General features: G+C 39.1%; 15 protein-coding genes. 11 read left to right on the top strand and 4 right to left on the bottom strand.

Annotation, left to right across the window (positions count from 1 at the left end; genetic code table 11):
• Positions 1–169 precede the first annotated feature (169 nt).
• The 8 genes from thrS (at position 170) to RFH42_RS07640 (ending at position 5,551) form a co-directional block, all read left to right on the top strand.
• The gene (gene thrS, locus RFH42_RS07675) at positions 170–2,092 is read left to right on the top strand and encodes a threonine--tRNA ligase (protein WP_308975006.1); all 1,923 of its coding nucleotides are present in this window, start codon (positions 170–172) and stop codon (positions 2,090–2,092) included.
• A 5-nt stretch (positions 2,093–2,097) separates the two neighbouring features.
• Positions 2,098–2,649 (top strand): translation initiation factor IF-3, encoded by a 552-nt coding sequence (infC, locus tag RFH42_RS07670; RefSeq protein ID WP_308975109.1) that lies wholly within the window; start codon positions 2,098–2,100, stop codon positions 2,647–2,649.
• Positions 2,650–2,739: 90 nt separating this feature from the next.
• A complete protein-coding gene (locus RFH42_RS07665) occupies positions 2,740–3,066 on the top strand; it encodes a DUF7709 family protein (RefSeq protein ID WP_308975005.1) in 327 nt (108 codons plus the stop codon).
• Positions 3,067–3,183: 117 nt separating this feature from the next.
• On the top strand, positions 3,184–3,801 hold the full coding sequence (locus RFH42_RS07660; protein WP_308975004.1) for a glutathione S-transferase N-terminal domain-containing protein: 618 nt from the start codon (positions 3,184–3,186) through the stop codon (positions 3,799–3,801).
• A gap of 20 nt (positions 3,802–3,821) precedes the next feature.
• Positions 3,822–4,247, top strand: coding sequence for a YqaA family protein (locus RFH42_RS07655; RefSeq protein WP_308975003.1), 426 nt, complete (start codon positions 3,822–3,824; stop codon positions 4,245–4,247).
• A gap of 142 nt (positions 4,248–4,389) precedes the next feature.
• Positions 4,390–4,584, top strand: coding sequence for a 50S ribosomal protein L35 (rpmI, locus tag RFH42_RS07650; RefSeq protein WP_001096359.1), 195 nt, complete (start codon positions 4,390–4,392; stop codon positions 4,582–4,584).
• Positions 4,585–4,595: 11 nt separating this feature from the next.
• Positions 4,596–4,955 (top strand): 50S ribosomal protein L20, encoded by a 360-nt coding sequence (rplT, locus tag RFH42_RS07645; protein ID WP_180164426.1) that lies wholly within the window; start codon positions 4,596–4,598, stop codon positions 4,953–4,955.
• A 53-nt stretch (positions 4,956–5,008) separates the two neighbouring features.
• Positions 5,009–5,551: an NADAR family protein gene (locus tag RFH42_RS07640; protein WP_308975108.1), complete on the top strand. Its 543-nt coding sequence runs from the start codon at positions 5,009–5,011 to the stop codon at positions 5,549–5,551.
• 12 nt (positions 5,552–5,563) lie between these two features.
• Here the strand turns inward: RFH42_RS07640 and RFH42_RS07635 are convergent, their stop codons facing one another.
• Positions 5,564–6,586: a hypothetical protein gene (locus tag RFH42_RS07635; protein ID WP_308975002.1), complete on the bottom strand. Its 1,023-nt coding sequence runs from the start codon at positions 6,584–6,586 to the stop codon at positions 5,564–5,566.
• Between the two features lie 327 nt (positions 6,587–6,913).
• On the opposite strand from RFH42_RS07635, the gene pheS reads away from it, so the two are divergent.
• From pheS to RFH42_RS07620, 3 genes are read left to right on the top strand one after another with little or no spacing between them, the layout of a single operon-like run.
• The gene (gene pheS, locus RFH42_RS07630; protein ID WP_308975001.1) at positions 6,914–7,894 is read left to right on the top strand and encodes a phenylalanine--tRNA ligase subunit alpha; all 981 of its coding nucleotides are present in this window, start codon (positions 6,914–6,916) and stop codon (positions 7,892–7,894) included.
• A 30-nt stretch (positions 7,895–7,924) separates the two neighbouring features.
• The gene (pheT, locus tag RFH42_RS07625; RefSeq protein WP_308975000.1) at positions 7,925–10,306 is read left to right on the top strand and encodes a phenylalanine--tRNA ligase subunit beta; all 2,382 of its coding nucleotides are present in this window, start codon (positions 7,925–7,927) and stop codon (positions 10,304–10,306) included.
• A complete protein-coding gene (locus RFH42_RS07620) occupies positions 10,303–10,602 on the top strand; it encodes an integration host factor subunit alpha (protein WP_016657410.1) in 300 nt (99 codons plus the stop codon). Before pheT ends, RFH42_RS07620 begins: the two co-directional genes overlap by 4 nt.
• Positions 10,603–10,739: 137 nt before the next feature.
• Here the strand turns inward: RFH42_RS07620 and RFH42_RS07615 are convergent, their stop codons facing one another.
• The 3 genes from RFH42_RS07615 to trxA all read right to left on the bottom strand — a co-directional run bounded on the left by RFH42_RS07615 (position 10,740) and on the right by trxA (position 13,311).
• Positions 10,740–10,979, bottom strand: coding sequence for a hypothetical protein (locus RFH42_RS07615; RefSeq protein ID WP_308974999.1), 240 nt, complete (start codon positions 10,977–10,979; stop codon positions 10,740–10,742).
• A 408-nt stretch (positions 10,980–11,387) separates the two neighbouring features.
• Positions 11,388–12,656: a transcription termination factor Rho gene (gene rho / locus RFH42_RS07610; RefSeq protein ID WP_016657408.1), complete on the bottom strand. Its 1,269-nt coding sequence runs from the start codon at positions 12,654–12,656 to the stop codon at positions 11,388–11,390.
• A 328-nt stretch (positions 12,657–12,984) separates the two neighbouring features.
• Positions 12,985–13,311, bottom strand: coding sequence for a thioredoxin (gene trxA, locus RFH42_RS07605; protein WP_308974998.1), 327 nt, complete (start codon positions 13,309–13,311; stop codon positions 12,985–12,987).
• Between the last annotated feature and the right edge of the window lie 46 nt (positions 13,312–13,357).

Genomic DNA, 13,357 nt, shown 5'->3' with positions numbered 1-13,357 from the left:
ATATAAGCAGGCAAGTAAATATACATTCAAAGGTTTATTAATTTGGGCGAAGCGTGTAAAATTTGGACTTAAACTATTTCCACCGTTTTTATTTTGGGGTTAAGCCTCGATCATAATCTCGCGGTGATATGCTCTTGAGTATGGGGCATCACTCCTTAAGGATTTTTATATGCCAATTATCACACTGCCAAATGGCGACCAAAAAAGTTTCGATCAAGCTGTATCTGTATTAGATGTAGCGAAAAGTATAGGGCCGGGACTTGCTAAAAACACGGTTGCAGGGCGTGTCAATGATCGTCTAGTTGATGCATGCGAGCTGATTAGCGAAGATGCGAAACTACAAATTATTACCCCAAAAGATGCCGAAGGAGTGGAAATTATTCGCCACTCATGCGCACATTTGGTTGGTCATGCTGTTAAGCAACTGTTTCCTGAAGCAAAAATGGTAATTGGACCGGTTATTGAAGAAGGGTTCTATTACGATATTTGGATGCCAAAACCATTTACTTTAGATGATATGGCAGCGATCGAAGCACGTATGAAGCAACTGATCGACCAAGATTATGATGTCATTAAAAAAATGACTCCTCGTGCCGAAGTAATTAAGTTATTTACTGAGCGCGGTGAAGATTATAAATTGCGTTTAGTTGAAGATATGCCGGATGAGCAAGCAATGGGCTTGTACTTCCACCAAGAATATGTAGATATGTGTCGTGGTCCACATGTGCCAAATACTAAATTTTTAAAGTCATTTAAGTTGACTAAAATTTCAGGTGCATATTGGCGTGGTGATGCTAAAAATGAGCAATTACAACGTATCTATGGTACAGCTTGGGCTGATAAAAAAGAATTAGCGGCTTATATCAAACGTATTGAAGAAGCGGAAAAACGCGATCACCGTAAAATTGGTAAGGCACTTGATCTATTTCATATGCAAGAAGAAGCACCAGGTATGGTGTTCTGGCATGCAAATGGATGGACTATTTACCAAGTGCTTGAGCAATATATGCGAAAAGTACAACAGGACAATGGTTATCAAGAAATTCGTACACCACAAGTCGTTGACTTAAGTTTATGGAAAAAATCTGGGCATGCAGAAAACTATGCCGAGAATATGTTTACGACTCATTCTGAAAGCCGTGAATATGCTGTAAAACCAATGAACTGTCCGTGTCACGTACAAGTCTTTAACCAAGGCTTAAAGTCTTATCGTGAATTGCCAATTCGTTTGGCTGAGTTTGGCTCTTGTCATCGTAATGAGCCATCGGGTTCTTTACACGGTATCATGCGTGTACGTGGCTTTACTCAGGATGATGCTCATATTTTCTGTACTAAAGATCAAATTGCAGAGGAAGTGGCGAAATTCATTCAGTTAACACTTGATGTGTATCGTGACTTTGGTTTTGATGAAGTACAGATGAAGCTTTCAACACGTCCTGAAAAACGTGTGGGTAGCGAAGAAATGTGGGATACAGCTGAAAAAGCACTTGCAGATGCATTAGATGCAGCTGGTTTACCTTGGGAATTACAACCAGGTGAAGGTGCATTCTATGGTCCTAAGATTGAATTTTCACTGAAAGATTGCCTCGGTCGTGTATGGCAATGTGGTACGATTCAGTGTGACCCAAATATGCCTGAACGCCTAGACGCAACTTTTGTAACTGAAGATAATGATCGTGATTACCCAATCATGTTGCACCGTGCAATTCTTGGTAGTTTCGAGCGATTTATTGGTATACTTATCGAACATTACGCTGGCTTTATGCCACCATGGTTGGCTCCAATCCAAGCATGTGTGATGAATATCACCGATTCTCAATCTGCAGCTTGTGAGCAAGTGGTCGCAAAACTCAAAGAAAATGGAATTCGTGCCATTTCAGACTTGAGAAATGAGAAGATCGGCTTTAAGATTCGTGAGCGTACATTAGAGCGCATTCCTTATCTCGTTGTCCTTGGTGATCGAGAAGTGGAAGAGGGTACGTTAAACGTTCGTACTCGCTCTGGAAAAAATTTAGGGACTATGTCAGTAGATGCCTTTATTGACCTAGTAAATGTCGCCGTTGCCGAACGTGGCCGGTATATTGTGGAGTAAGAAAGATTAAACAGCCTGAACGTAACCAACAACAAGGTGCGAAAAGCAATCGTCCTGCGCTTAATGATGAAATCCGTGCAAAAGAGGTTCGCCTCGTTGCAGCAGATGGTGAGCAAAGAGGTATTGTTTCACTAACTGAGGCTTTACGTGCTGCAGAAGAAGTTGATCTAGATTTGGTTGAAATTGTTGCTAATGCTGAACCACCTGTTTGTAAAATCATGGATTTTAACAAGCATTTGTTCGATCTAAAGCAAAAGCAAAAAGATGCCAAGAAAAAACAGCATCAAGTGCAAGTAAAAGAGATTAAATTGCGCCCTGGTACTGATGTTGGTGATTACAATGTGAAGCTGCGTGCTATTCTTCGCTTCTTGGAAGAAGGCAACAAAGTCAAAATTACTCTACGTTTCCGTGGTCGTGAAATGGCTCACCAACAGTTAGGTCTCGCTCAATTACAAAAAATTGAAGCTGACGTTGCTGAATGTGGTGTTGTTGAGCAAGCACCGAAAATGGAAGGTCGTCAAATGGGTATGTTACTTGGACCGAAAAAGAAAAAGTAATCTCCCGTATAAAAAGCATCGCAATCGCGGTGCTTTTTTGTGTCTAAATTTCATCCAGCTCAATGAAGTCTAGTGGTTAAGAGGTACATAATGTCATTTAAAAGTAATAACCAAGAATTGGCTCAAGCAAATCAAAAAGTTGTAGCAGAAGGTGAGTATTTGCCGGAAGTGAGGTTGAAAGATGGCAGTCGTGTCCAAACAGGGACTGTTGCAACAATGTTGGCAAACATTCAACGCTACAATAATGGCGAGCGTGGTGAAGTAGAGGTCGAGTTAAAACTGGCTATTCCTACTTTGCTTAAAGTGGGTTTGTTTGATTTATTTACGGTTGAGGAGTGGATTCAGGGAGACAATCCAGGACGTCGTTATTTGGGTTTGCAAACAAACCAATATTTGGAAATGAAAAATGATAAATAGTTAATACTAGATTAATCATTGCTATCTTAAATGCTATGTTCTGTGTCACTTATGAGATGGTTTTTTTGTTCAGAAAGATGTATATAAAAGTAGAGCAACTGATGACTAGGTTAAAATATGATTGATTTGTATTATTGGGCTACGCCAAATGGCCGTAAAATTTCAATAGCCCTAGAAGAAATGGGTTTGGAATATCATATTTATCCAATAAATATCTTAGAAAATGATCAATTCCAGGCTGATTTTCTGAAAATATCACCTAATAATAAAATTCCTGCAATTGTCGATCAAAATGGGCCGAATCATCAGCCCATCTCTATTTTTGAATCTGGTGCAATTTTACAATATCTTGGACGTAAAACAGGCTTGTTTTACCCTCATGATGAACAAGCACGTGTTGAGGTTGAACAATGGTTAATGTGGCAAATGGGTGGGTTTGGGCCAATGTTGGGGCAAAATCATCATTTTAGTCAATTTGCGCCAGAGCGTATTGCATATGCGACTGATCGTTATGTGAATGAAAGCAAAAGATTATATGGTGTATTAAATCAGCAATTGATCGGTCAAGAATATGTGGCAGGTGAGTATTCAATTGCCGATATGGCAATTTTCCCTTGGATTATTACCCATGATTGGCAACAGATTAATCTAGAAGATTATCCACAGGTCAAAGATTATTTTGAACGTATTAAAGCACGACCAGCAGTGCAAAAAGCTTTGGCAATCCAACTTTAAATGATTCAATAGTTTTCACCGTGGCGTACTTAATTTTATTTGCTAGCGCATTTTTATCTGCAACGTTATTGCCGCTTCAATCAGAAGCGGTTTTAGTTGGTCTGTTATTACAAGAAAAATATTGGGTTAGCATACTTTTGCTCTCTGCGAGTATTGGTAATATTTTGGGTTCCTGTGTGAACTGGTATTTGGGAATAAAAATAGAGAAATATAAAGATCGCAAGTGGTTTCCAGTTTCAGAACGACAAATGCTTAAAGCTGAGCGAATTTATCAAAAATATGGTTATTGGTCATTATTATTAAGTTGGGTACCAATTATTGGTGATCCTATTACTTTAATTTCAGGTTTACTGAAGGAAAAATTTACACGATTTTTATTTATGGTGAGTCTTGCAAAAATTGGGCGTTATCTTTTTGTTTGTTGGATTACATTGGGGATGATCTAATATTTGCGCTAGATAAAATTGTTTCTACAAGAAGCAAATGCTTTTGTTTTATCCATATATAGATTAGAATACTGCCTCCCTTACCTGCAGGTCGTCGTTGCAATGGTGCACGCGTGCCGAACAGGTGCTTAAAGAGGTTGTTATGGCAAAGTTAAAAACTCGCCGTGGTGCAGCTAAGCGTTTCAAAGCGACTGCAAACGGTTTCAAGCGTAAACAAGCGTTTAAACGCCACATTTTGACCAAAAAATCTGCTAAGCGTATCCGTCAATTGCGCGGCTGTGTAATGGTTCACGTAAGTGACGTTGCTTCAGTTCGTCGTATGTGCCCATACATCTAAGGAGATTATAAATGGCTCGTGTAAAACGTGGTGTACAGGCTCATCGCCGTCATAAAAAAATTCTTGCTCGTGCTAAAGGTTACTATGGCGCGCGTTCACGTGTTTATCGTGTAGCGTTCCAAGCGGTAATTAAAGCAGGTCAATATGCTTACCGTGACCGTCGTCAAAAGAAACGTCAATTCCGTGCTTTATGGATTGCTCGTATCAACGCTGGTGCGCGTCAAAATGGCTTATCTTACAGCCGTATGATCGCTGGCTTGAAAAAAGCTCAAGTGATTATCGACCGTCGTGTACTTGCTGATATCGCAATGCATGATTCAGTAGCATTTGCTGCTCTTGCTGAAAAAGCAAAAGGCGCTTTAGCTGCTTAATCATCATTGATGATAGAAAAAAGATCGCGAAGGCGATCTTTTTTTTGTGCTGAATTTTATCTATACAACAAGGTCAATATTTTAAATATTTATGTTTTTGGGGGCATACTCCTAAAAGCCCACAACATGTTGATGCGAGCTGTTTGAGTCAATGGTTTCCAGCACAGTTTAGTGTTGAGGGTGTGGCATTTTGCTCAGCAGAACAATTCATGATGGCAAAAAAAGCAGAGCTTTTTAAGGATCAAGATATATATCGGCAGATTTTGGCAAGTAATAATCCTGGTGAGGTCAAAGCATTGGGAAGAAAAATTAAGAATTATGACGAATGTATTTGGCAACAACATTGTTTTGATATTGTGGTAGAGGGTAATTTGGCTAAATTTAGTCAAAACTCAGCTTTAAAAAAATATTTATTAAATACTTATGAGCGAGTTTTGGTTGAGGCTTCACCTGTAGACAAAATTTGGGGGATTGGTCTGGCTGCAAATCACGAATTTGCTCAGCAGCCAGAACATTGGCAAGGTTTAAATTTGCTAGGATTTGCACTAATGCAAGTTCGTACACAATTGCAACAAGGTGTAGATCACGGTCTATGAGAGTCTGATTGCTTAGAAGCCATAGTAAAACGCAATTAAGCACAGTAGTGCAGTGACAATGATTAATGTAAATACACTCATTTTTTTACTTTGCTGTTCAGTGGGGCGCTGGGTAGCTTGTGTGGAAGGTAGTTGAATTTGCATAGTTTCATCGAAAGGTTCTTGCACAGCTGTAACGGTTAATTTTGCCGTTGGATAGTGGTTAGCAACTTTTACAATGAATTTTGCCGTAATGTCATCAATTTTTTCTGAAAAGTGTCTGAGATTAAGCTGTTGTTCAGGACTAATAATCACACCATGTTCGTCATAAGGATGGTTAATTTTTTGTTCAATAAAAGTCGAAAGATCTTCTAGTTGGTAAAGCATTTCATGCGCATATGGCGCAGGAATATGGCTTGGTAACAAGGGAAGAGGAGCGATTGTATTAGTACTGTGCTGCTCGGTTATTGAGTAGCCATAGTAAAAGCGTTCATCTTTAGAATCATATTTGAAGTCCTGAGCATAGTGATGTTGAAACAATTCTGCTTTAGTGAAACTCTGAATTTCATCCCAATTGGGTTGGGTGAGATCTTGTTTTATCTGTTTAGTGAGTTTGTGATTTAACTCGAAACGCCAATACGTCATGCTACGCACGGCTGAACGTTGTGATTCTGGAATAATAAAATCTTCTTCAGCGTTATACCACTCAGCGAGTTCTTGTCCAAAAATCCAAGCTGTCATATGAGTATCGTGATGGCTTACGATGAAGTGTGCAAAGGAAAGTAACTCTACATTTGCATTTGGATTCTGTTCTTGTCTTAAAATATTTGAGTGGTGCAAGCTGATACGTTGCACGCCTTGTTTTTTTAAGGTCTCTAACCAGACTTGAAAATGCTGAGCCAGTAGATGCTGAGTATTTAGATCACGAAAAGAAAATTGATGTAGATTGAAAATTTGATGTTGTAGCCATTGTTGCATTGCAATTTGACCTGTTAGGTATTCATTGCCATAGCTAACGAGGGCGAGTTGTTGTTTCCAAATTTGATCTAAACTCATAAGGTGATCTCTTTGATAGAGCACATATTTTAGGCGATTTAACGATCATAACGTTAATTGGATTTTCCTGTCTAGGAGGCTTCATTCAATTGAGTAAAAACTGTTAGAATGCATACGATATTTTGATACATTCTGTGTAATAACTAAGCAGTAAACCCTTACTCTTATGACGTTTATCGCTATTTGAGTGATTTTTGAGTTTATTTCTATCAGATTGATGTTTTATTTTTCAGATGTCATTCATTTGGGGTGGTCGATCGTGCCTAAGTTCGGTAGCCTAAACCACCAATCATATTGTTTTATTAAATTGTAGCTTTGAGAGTTTATATGTCACTGGAAGCCTTGACCACCGAAGCGCTTGCTGCAATAGCAGCAGCTCAAGACCTTGCTGCACTGGACCAAGTTCGAGTGCAATTTACAGGGAAGAAAAGCCAGCTTGCGGAACAATCAAAAGCTCTGGGTAAAATGGACCCAGAACAACGTAAGATTCAAGGTGCTGCATTGCATTCAGTGCGCGAAGCAATTAATGCTGCACTCACTGCACAGCAAACCCAACTGCAACAAGCTGCTTTACAGCAAAAATTAGAAAGCGAACAGGTTGATATTAGTTTGCCTGGCCGTGGTCAAACTTTGGGAAGTATTCATCCTGTTGTTCAAGTGCGTGAACGTATTTGTCAATTCTTCACTAAAGCTGGATTTGTTGTGGCAACTGGTCCAGAGGTTGAAGATGATTATCATAATTTTGAAGCCTTAAACATCCCAGACTACCATCCAGCACGTGCAATGCATGATACTTTCTATTTTGATGCGACACATTTATTGCGTACGCATACTTCAGGAGTACAAGTACGTACCATGGAAACTGAAAGTCTGCCAATTCGTATTGTTTGTCCAGGCCGTGTTTATCGTTGTGACTCAGATCAGACGCATTCTCCAATGTTCCATCAGATTGAGGGCTTATACATTGCGGAGAATACTAACTTTGCTGAGCTAAAAGGCCTATTGATCAACTTGTTAAACGAATTTTTCGAGAAAGATCTACAAGTTCGTTTCCGCCCATCTTATTTCCCATTCACTGAGCCTAGTGCTGAGGTCGATATTATGGATGAACAGGGGTGTTGGTTAGAAGTGTTAGGTTGCGGTATGGTTCATCCGAACGTACTGCGTGCTTCTGGTGTAGATCCTGATAAATATAAAGGCTTTGCATTTGGTCTTGGGGTTGAGCGTTTTGCTATGTTGCGTTATGGGATTAATGACTTGCGATTATTTTTCCAAAACGATGTGCGTTTCTTACGCCAATTTGCTTAAACACATTTCGAATTTTAAGGTTTTTATAAGATGAAAATTAGCGAAAATTGGTTACGTACTTGGGTGAACCCAACTATTGATAGCACAACGTTATCTAATCAACTCACTATGCTTGGACTAGAAGTAGATGAAATGTCACCTGCTGCAAAACCATTTACAGGGGTTGTTGTGGGTGAGGTGTTAACTGTTGAACAACATCCAGATGCAGACCGTTTACGTGTTACTACAGTGAACATAGGTCAGGCTGAGACATTGCAAATTGTTTGTGGTGCTCCAAATGTACGTGCAGGTATGAAAGCGCCTGTGGCGATGATTGGTGCTGTTTTACCAGGTGATTTTAAAATCAAGAAAGGTAAATTACGTGGCGTAGAATCTCACGGCATGTTATGCGGTGCATCTGAAATTGATCTTGAAGATAAAATAGATGGTTTGCTTGAATTGCCAGCGGATGCGCCAATTGGTGTGGATATACGTGAATATCTAAAACTTGATGATCATGTGATTGATATCAGTATTACTCCAAACCGTGGTGATTGTTTTAGTATTCGTGGTGTAGCACGTGAAATAGCTGTAATCAATGAATTACAAGCTCAAGCACCAAGCATCAATGATATTGAAGCAACGATTCAAGACCAAAAAACGATTCAGATAACAACGGATGGCTGTCCGCGTTATTTAGGTCGATTCATTAAGAATGTAAATATTAAAGCGGTTACTCCAGAATGGATGGTACAAGCTTTAGCACGCTCAGGAATTCGTCAACATAGCCTTCTTGTTGATGTGACGAATTATGTCTTGATGGAATTGGGTCAACCGATGCACGCATTTGATGCTGCTAAAATTCAAGGTGCTATAACCGTCCGTCAAGCGAAAGCGCAAGAAAAACTGACTCTGCTTAATGAACAAGATGTTGAGTTAAGTGAAGATGTTATGGTCATTGCTGACGATGAAAAAGTTTTGGCAATGGCTGGTGTCATGGGTGGGTTAAGTTCTGCTGTAACTGATGATACACAAGATATTTTCCTTGAATCAGCATTCTTTGCTCCATTGGCTGTCGTTGGTCGCGCTCGTCGTTATGGATTGCATACTGATGCTTCACAGCGTTATGAACGTGGTGTGGATTTTGAGTTGCCATTATTGGCAATGCAACGCGCATCTCAATTGATTCAAGAGCTGGCGGGCGGTGAGTTTGGTCCAATTACGACTGTAGAAAATACAGATCTTTTACCTAAACGTACTGCAATTGCATTACAACAAGCGCAAGTTGATACACTTTTAGGTTATTCAATAGACAGTACGTTTGTTGCGAATGCTTTAACTCGCTTGGGCTGTGAAGTAACGACTTTAGCAACAGGGCAGTGGTCGGTAATTCCACCATCATATCGTTATGATTTGGCTATTTATCAAGACCTAATTGAAGAAGTTGCACGTATTCATGGTTACGATAATATTCAAATTAGCTTGCCGAAAATTGATGTGAAATTTGCAGCACATGCGGATCAATTTGAATTACCTCAATTACGTCAGTTGATGGTTGGTTTAGGATATCAGGAAGCGATTAGCTTTAGTTTTGCAGATGAGAAACTAGAGAAACAATTAAATCCAACTGGACAGTTGTTAAAGCTAGCGAATCCTATTTCTAGTGATTTAGCGGTAATGCGTTCAACATTACTTTCTAGCTTGATTCCTTGTGTGCAACATAACTTGAATCGCCAACAAAGTCGTGTACGTTTCTTTGAATTAGGTTTACGTTTTGATTATCAGAATGCGAACTCTATTGATGAGTTAAAACAAATTCCGACATTGGCGATGATTGCGGTTGGACCTTATGTTAATGAATCTTGGCATGCTAAAAACCAAGCGATGGATTTCTTTGACCTAAAAGGTGAAATTGAGAATATTTTAGCTGCTGGTCGTTTAGAGGTTGAGTATCAACGTTCTACACGCGAAATGTTGCACCCTGGTCAATCTGCTGAAATTATTTATCAAGGTCAATCGATTGGCTATTTTGGTCGTTTACATCCAAGCTTAGAAAATGAGTTGGATTTAGGCCAAACTTGGGTGGCTGAACTGGATCAACAGGCTGTTTTGCAAAGTTATGTATCCAATTTTACAGAAATATCACGTTTTCCATCGGTTCGACGTGATATTGCGCTTTTAATTGATGATAATATTAATGTCAGTGAAATTCAGCAACTTATCGAAAAAACGGGTGGCGAATTCTTGAGTTCGACTTGGTTATTCGATGTGTATACTGGTCAAGGTGTTGAACAGGGCAAGCGCTCTTTAGCATTTGCAATTTTATGGCAGCATCCATCACGTACTCTTGAAGATCAAGAAGTAAAATCGGGTATGGAGCATATAATACAGGTGTTGGAAGACACTTATAAGGCGACATTGAGGGCCTCATGACAGCATTAACAAAAGCAGAAATGGCTGATCATTTAAGTGAGCTCACGAGTTTAAATCGTCGTGAAGCGAAACAAATGGTTGAGTTGTTTTTTGATGAAATTAGTCAAGCACTAATCTCCGGTGAGCATGTAAAGCTTTCTGGGTTTGGTAACTTTGAACTGCGTGATAAACGCCAGCGTCCAGGACGTAATCCAAAGACGGGTGAGGAAATTCCAATTTCTGCTCGTCGTGTGGTGACCTTCCGTGCTGGTCAAAAGTTCAGACAGCGTGTTGGTAATGAACAGGTTGATGATTAATTTCAATTGAATCATTCTAAATGACTAAACTCCAAATCGTTATCGGTTTGGAGTTTTTTTATTTGTGGTACAAAATTTTAAGCATAAAAAAAGAGAACCATAAGGTTCCCTTCTTTTGCTAATAATCTAAAAGATTATTAGTGAGCAGCTGTAGAAGCTGGAGCTGAAGCTTCAGGAGCAGCATCAACAGGAGCAGAAACTTCGTTAGTAGCTTCAGAAGCAGCAGTAGTTACGTCTGGAGTAACAGTTGAAGCTTCAGTAGCAGCAGAAGCTTCAGAAGCAGCGGCTGTATCAGCAGGTTGTTCTTTCTTAGAGCAACCAACGAAAGCTAGAGTAGTAGCAACTGCAGCAGCAATAGCGATTTTTTTGAATAACATGGCATCACTCTCATAAAAATAAATTGAGATAAAAAAAACCTTAGTTAGTCTGTTGTGTGCTTTTATTGATTAAAACCCGCAAGAGGTTAACAACGCATGAGCAGCCTAACTGGTCTGGGGATATGCTATCACTGAGCAAAACGAATTGCTACTCTCTCCATTAAAAAAACTGGCATTATTAACAGGAAATTACAATAATAATTCATTGCTTTTTGGGTTTTATAAATTATTAATTCTTTAAAATTATAGAGTTAAAGATATTAAAAATTATGAAGAATTTCTTTGGCAATAAAAATTACACTTCTAAAGACGTATTGTAATTATATGTATCTCAAGTCAACCAATAAAAAAGCCCAAGATTAACAAGGGCTTAATGTACAAAAAATGATACTTTTGCGCGACAATAAATTAGTTTGCTGCTTTACGTTTCATCTGATCGAAGAAATCATCATTTGTTTTGGTTTCTTTCATGCGATCAAGTAAGAATTCCATAGCCGCAAGTTCGTCCATTGGGTGGAGAAGTTTACGTAAAATCCAAACTTTACGTAGTTTATCTTCGTCCATTAGACGCTCTTCACGACGAGTACCTGATTTTTTGATGTTCATTGCTGGGAAAACACGTTTTTCAGCAATACGACGATCAAGAGTAACTTCTTGGTTACCTGTACCCTTAAATTCTTCGTAGATCACTTCATCCATTTTACTGCCTGTTTCAATTAAGGCTGTAGAAATGATTGTTAATGAACCACCTTCTTCAATATTTCGTGCTGCACCAAAGAAACGCTTAGGACGTTCTAGAGCGTGTGCATCAACACCACCTGTAAGCACCTTACCTGAAGATGGAATAACGGTGTTATAAGCACGTGCTAAACGTGTAATCGAGTCAAGTAGAATGACAACATCTTTTTTGTGTTCAACCAAACGTTTTGCTTTCTCGATCACCATTTCTGCAACTTGGACATGACGTGCAGGGGATTCATCGAAGGTAGAAGCAACAACTTCTCCACGAACAGTACGTTCCATTTCAGTGACTTCCTCTGGACGTTCATCAATAAGAAGAACGATAAGGAATACTTCTGGGTTGTTGCGTACAATGGATTGAGCGATATTTTGCAAAAGCATGGTTTTACCAGCTTTTGGTGGGGCAACAATAATTGAACGTTGTCCTTTACCAATTGGTGCGATGAGATCAACAACACGTGCTGTTAAATCTTCACTTGTACCATTACCAAGTTCCATTACCAATTGTTCAGTTGGGAAAAGTGGTGTGAGGTTTTCAAATAGGATTTTATTACGTGAGTTTTCAGGAGTGTCGTAGTTAATTTGATTAACTTTTAATAAAGCAAAATAACGTTCACCTTCTTTCGGGGGGCGAATCGTACCCGTGATCGTATCACCAGTGCGTAGGTTAAAACGACGAATCTGTGACGGGCTAACATAGATATCATCGGGGCCCGCGAGGTAAGAGCCAGCGGCCGAACGTAAAAAACCAAAACCGTCAGAGAGAATTTCTAGTACACCATCACCAAAAATTTCTTCACCATTCATGGCATGGCGTTTCAAGATGGCGAAGATAATATCTTGCTTACGATTACGCGCCATTCCTTCAAGGCCCATAAACTCAGCAATTTTTATGAGTTCGCCAATAGGTTTTTTCTTGAGTTCAGTTAAGTTCATAAATTATCAGATAGATATTAGGATGTGTGTGATACACAGATAGGGGGAAAAAGTAAAAAAAATCGTCCGCAATGCAAGATATGAGAAGGCTGATTGGAGGCCAATCTAAACTCAAAATCGAATATATACTTTCAAGGAGAAATGTATGACACAATTCCTGTTGCCGAGCGGCGATTTATGTTCTATGTCCTTAAGAAACGACGTAGTAAAGATCTTCACGTTTCTTGAGCATGCAATATAAGGGAGATATGAGGCTTTGTCAATTTGACAATGCAAAATGCGTTATAAAAAATAACGCATTTAATGGCTTTGATTAATCAAAAAAATATTAGATATGCTCTTCGATAAATGCCGTTAATTTAGATTTAGGCACTGCACCAATCTGTTGTGCAACAACTTCACCATTTTTAAACATCAATAGTGCTGGGATATTACGGATATTGTAATTTACTGCTGTTGCTTCGCATGAAGTTACATCAACTTTTACAATTTTTACTTTACCTTCAAATTCGCTTGATAGTGCTTCAAGTACTGGTGCGATTGCTTTACATGGCGCACACCAGCCAGCCCAAAAGTCTACTAAAACAGGGACATCTGATTTGAGTACATCAGTTTCAAAATTTGTGTCAGTAGTATTAACGATGTTGCCTGACATAGTTGTTGCTCCAAAATAATTAAAATGAAGGATAATCTAGAATAGA

It is taken from the genome of Acinetobacter rudis, from assembly GCF_031157835.1.
Lineage (GTDB): Bacteria > Pseudomonadota > Gammaproteobacteria > Pseudomonadales > Moraxellaceae > Acinetobacter > Acinetobacter rudis_A.
This window is presented reverse-complemented; position numbering and strand designations above follow the sequence as displayed.

What these genes read in the sequence shown, in the direction of transcription:
- RFH42_RS07620 (WP_016657410.1), top strand. Translation starts at nt 10,303, where the DNA reads ATGACAGCATTAACAAAAGCAGAAATGGCTGATCATTTAAGTGAGCTC.
- rplT (WP_180164426.1), top strand. Translation starts at nt 4,596, where the DNA reads ATGGCTCGTGTAAAACGTGGTGTACAGGCTCATCGCCGTCATAAAAAA.
- pheS (WP_308975001.1), top strand. Translation starts at nt 6,914, where the DNA reads ATGTCACTGGAAGCCTTGACCACCGAAGCGCTTGCTGCAATAGCAGCA.
- RFH42_RS07615 (WP_308974999.1), bottom strand. Translation starts at nt 10,979, where the DNA reads ATGTTATTCAAAAAAATCGCTATTGCTGCTGCAGTTGCTACTACTCTA.
- rpmI (WP_001096359.1), top strand. Translation starts at nt 4,390, where the DNA reads ATGGCAAAGTTAAAAACTCGCCGTGGTGCAGCTAAGCGTTTCAAAGCG.
- RFH42_RS07660 (WP_308975004.1), top strand. Translation starts at nt 3,184, where the DNA reads ATGATTGATTTGTATTATTGGGCTACGCCAAATGGCCGTAAAATTTCA.
- thrS (WP_308975006.1), top strand. Translation starts at nt 170, where the DNA reads ATGCCAATTATCACACTGCCAAATGGCGACCAAAAAAGTTTCGATCAA.
- rho (WP_016657408.1), bottom strand. Translation starts at nt 12,656, where the DNA reads ATGAACTTAACTGAACTCAAGAAAAAACCTATTGGCGAACTCATAAAA.
- trxA (WP_308974998.1), bottom strand. Translation starts at nt 13,311, where the DNA reads ATGTCAGGCAACATCGTTAATACTACTGACACAAATTTTGAAACTGAT.
- pheT (WP_308975000.1), top strand. Translation starts at nt 7,925, where the DNA reads ATGAAAATTAGCGAAAATTGGTTACGTACTTGGGTGAACCCAACTATT.
- RFH42_RS07635 (WP_308975002.1), bottom strand. Translation starts at nt 6,586, where the DNA reads ATGAGTTTAGATCAAATTTGGAAACAACAACTCGCCCTCGTTAGCTAT.
- RFH42_RS07665 (WP_308975005.1), top strand. Translation starts at nt 2,740, where the DNA reads ATGTCATTTAAAAGTAATAACCAAGAATTGGCTCAAGCAAATCAAAAA.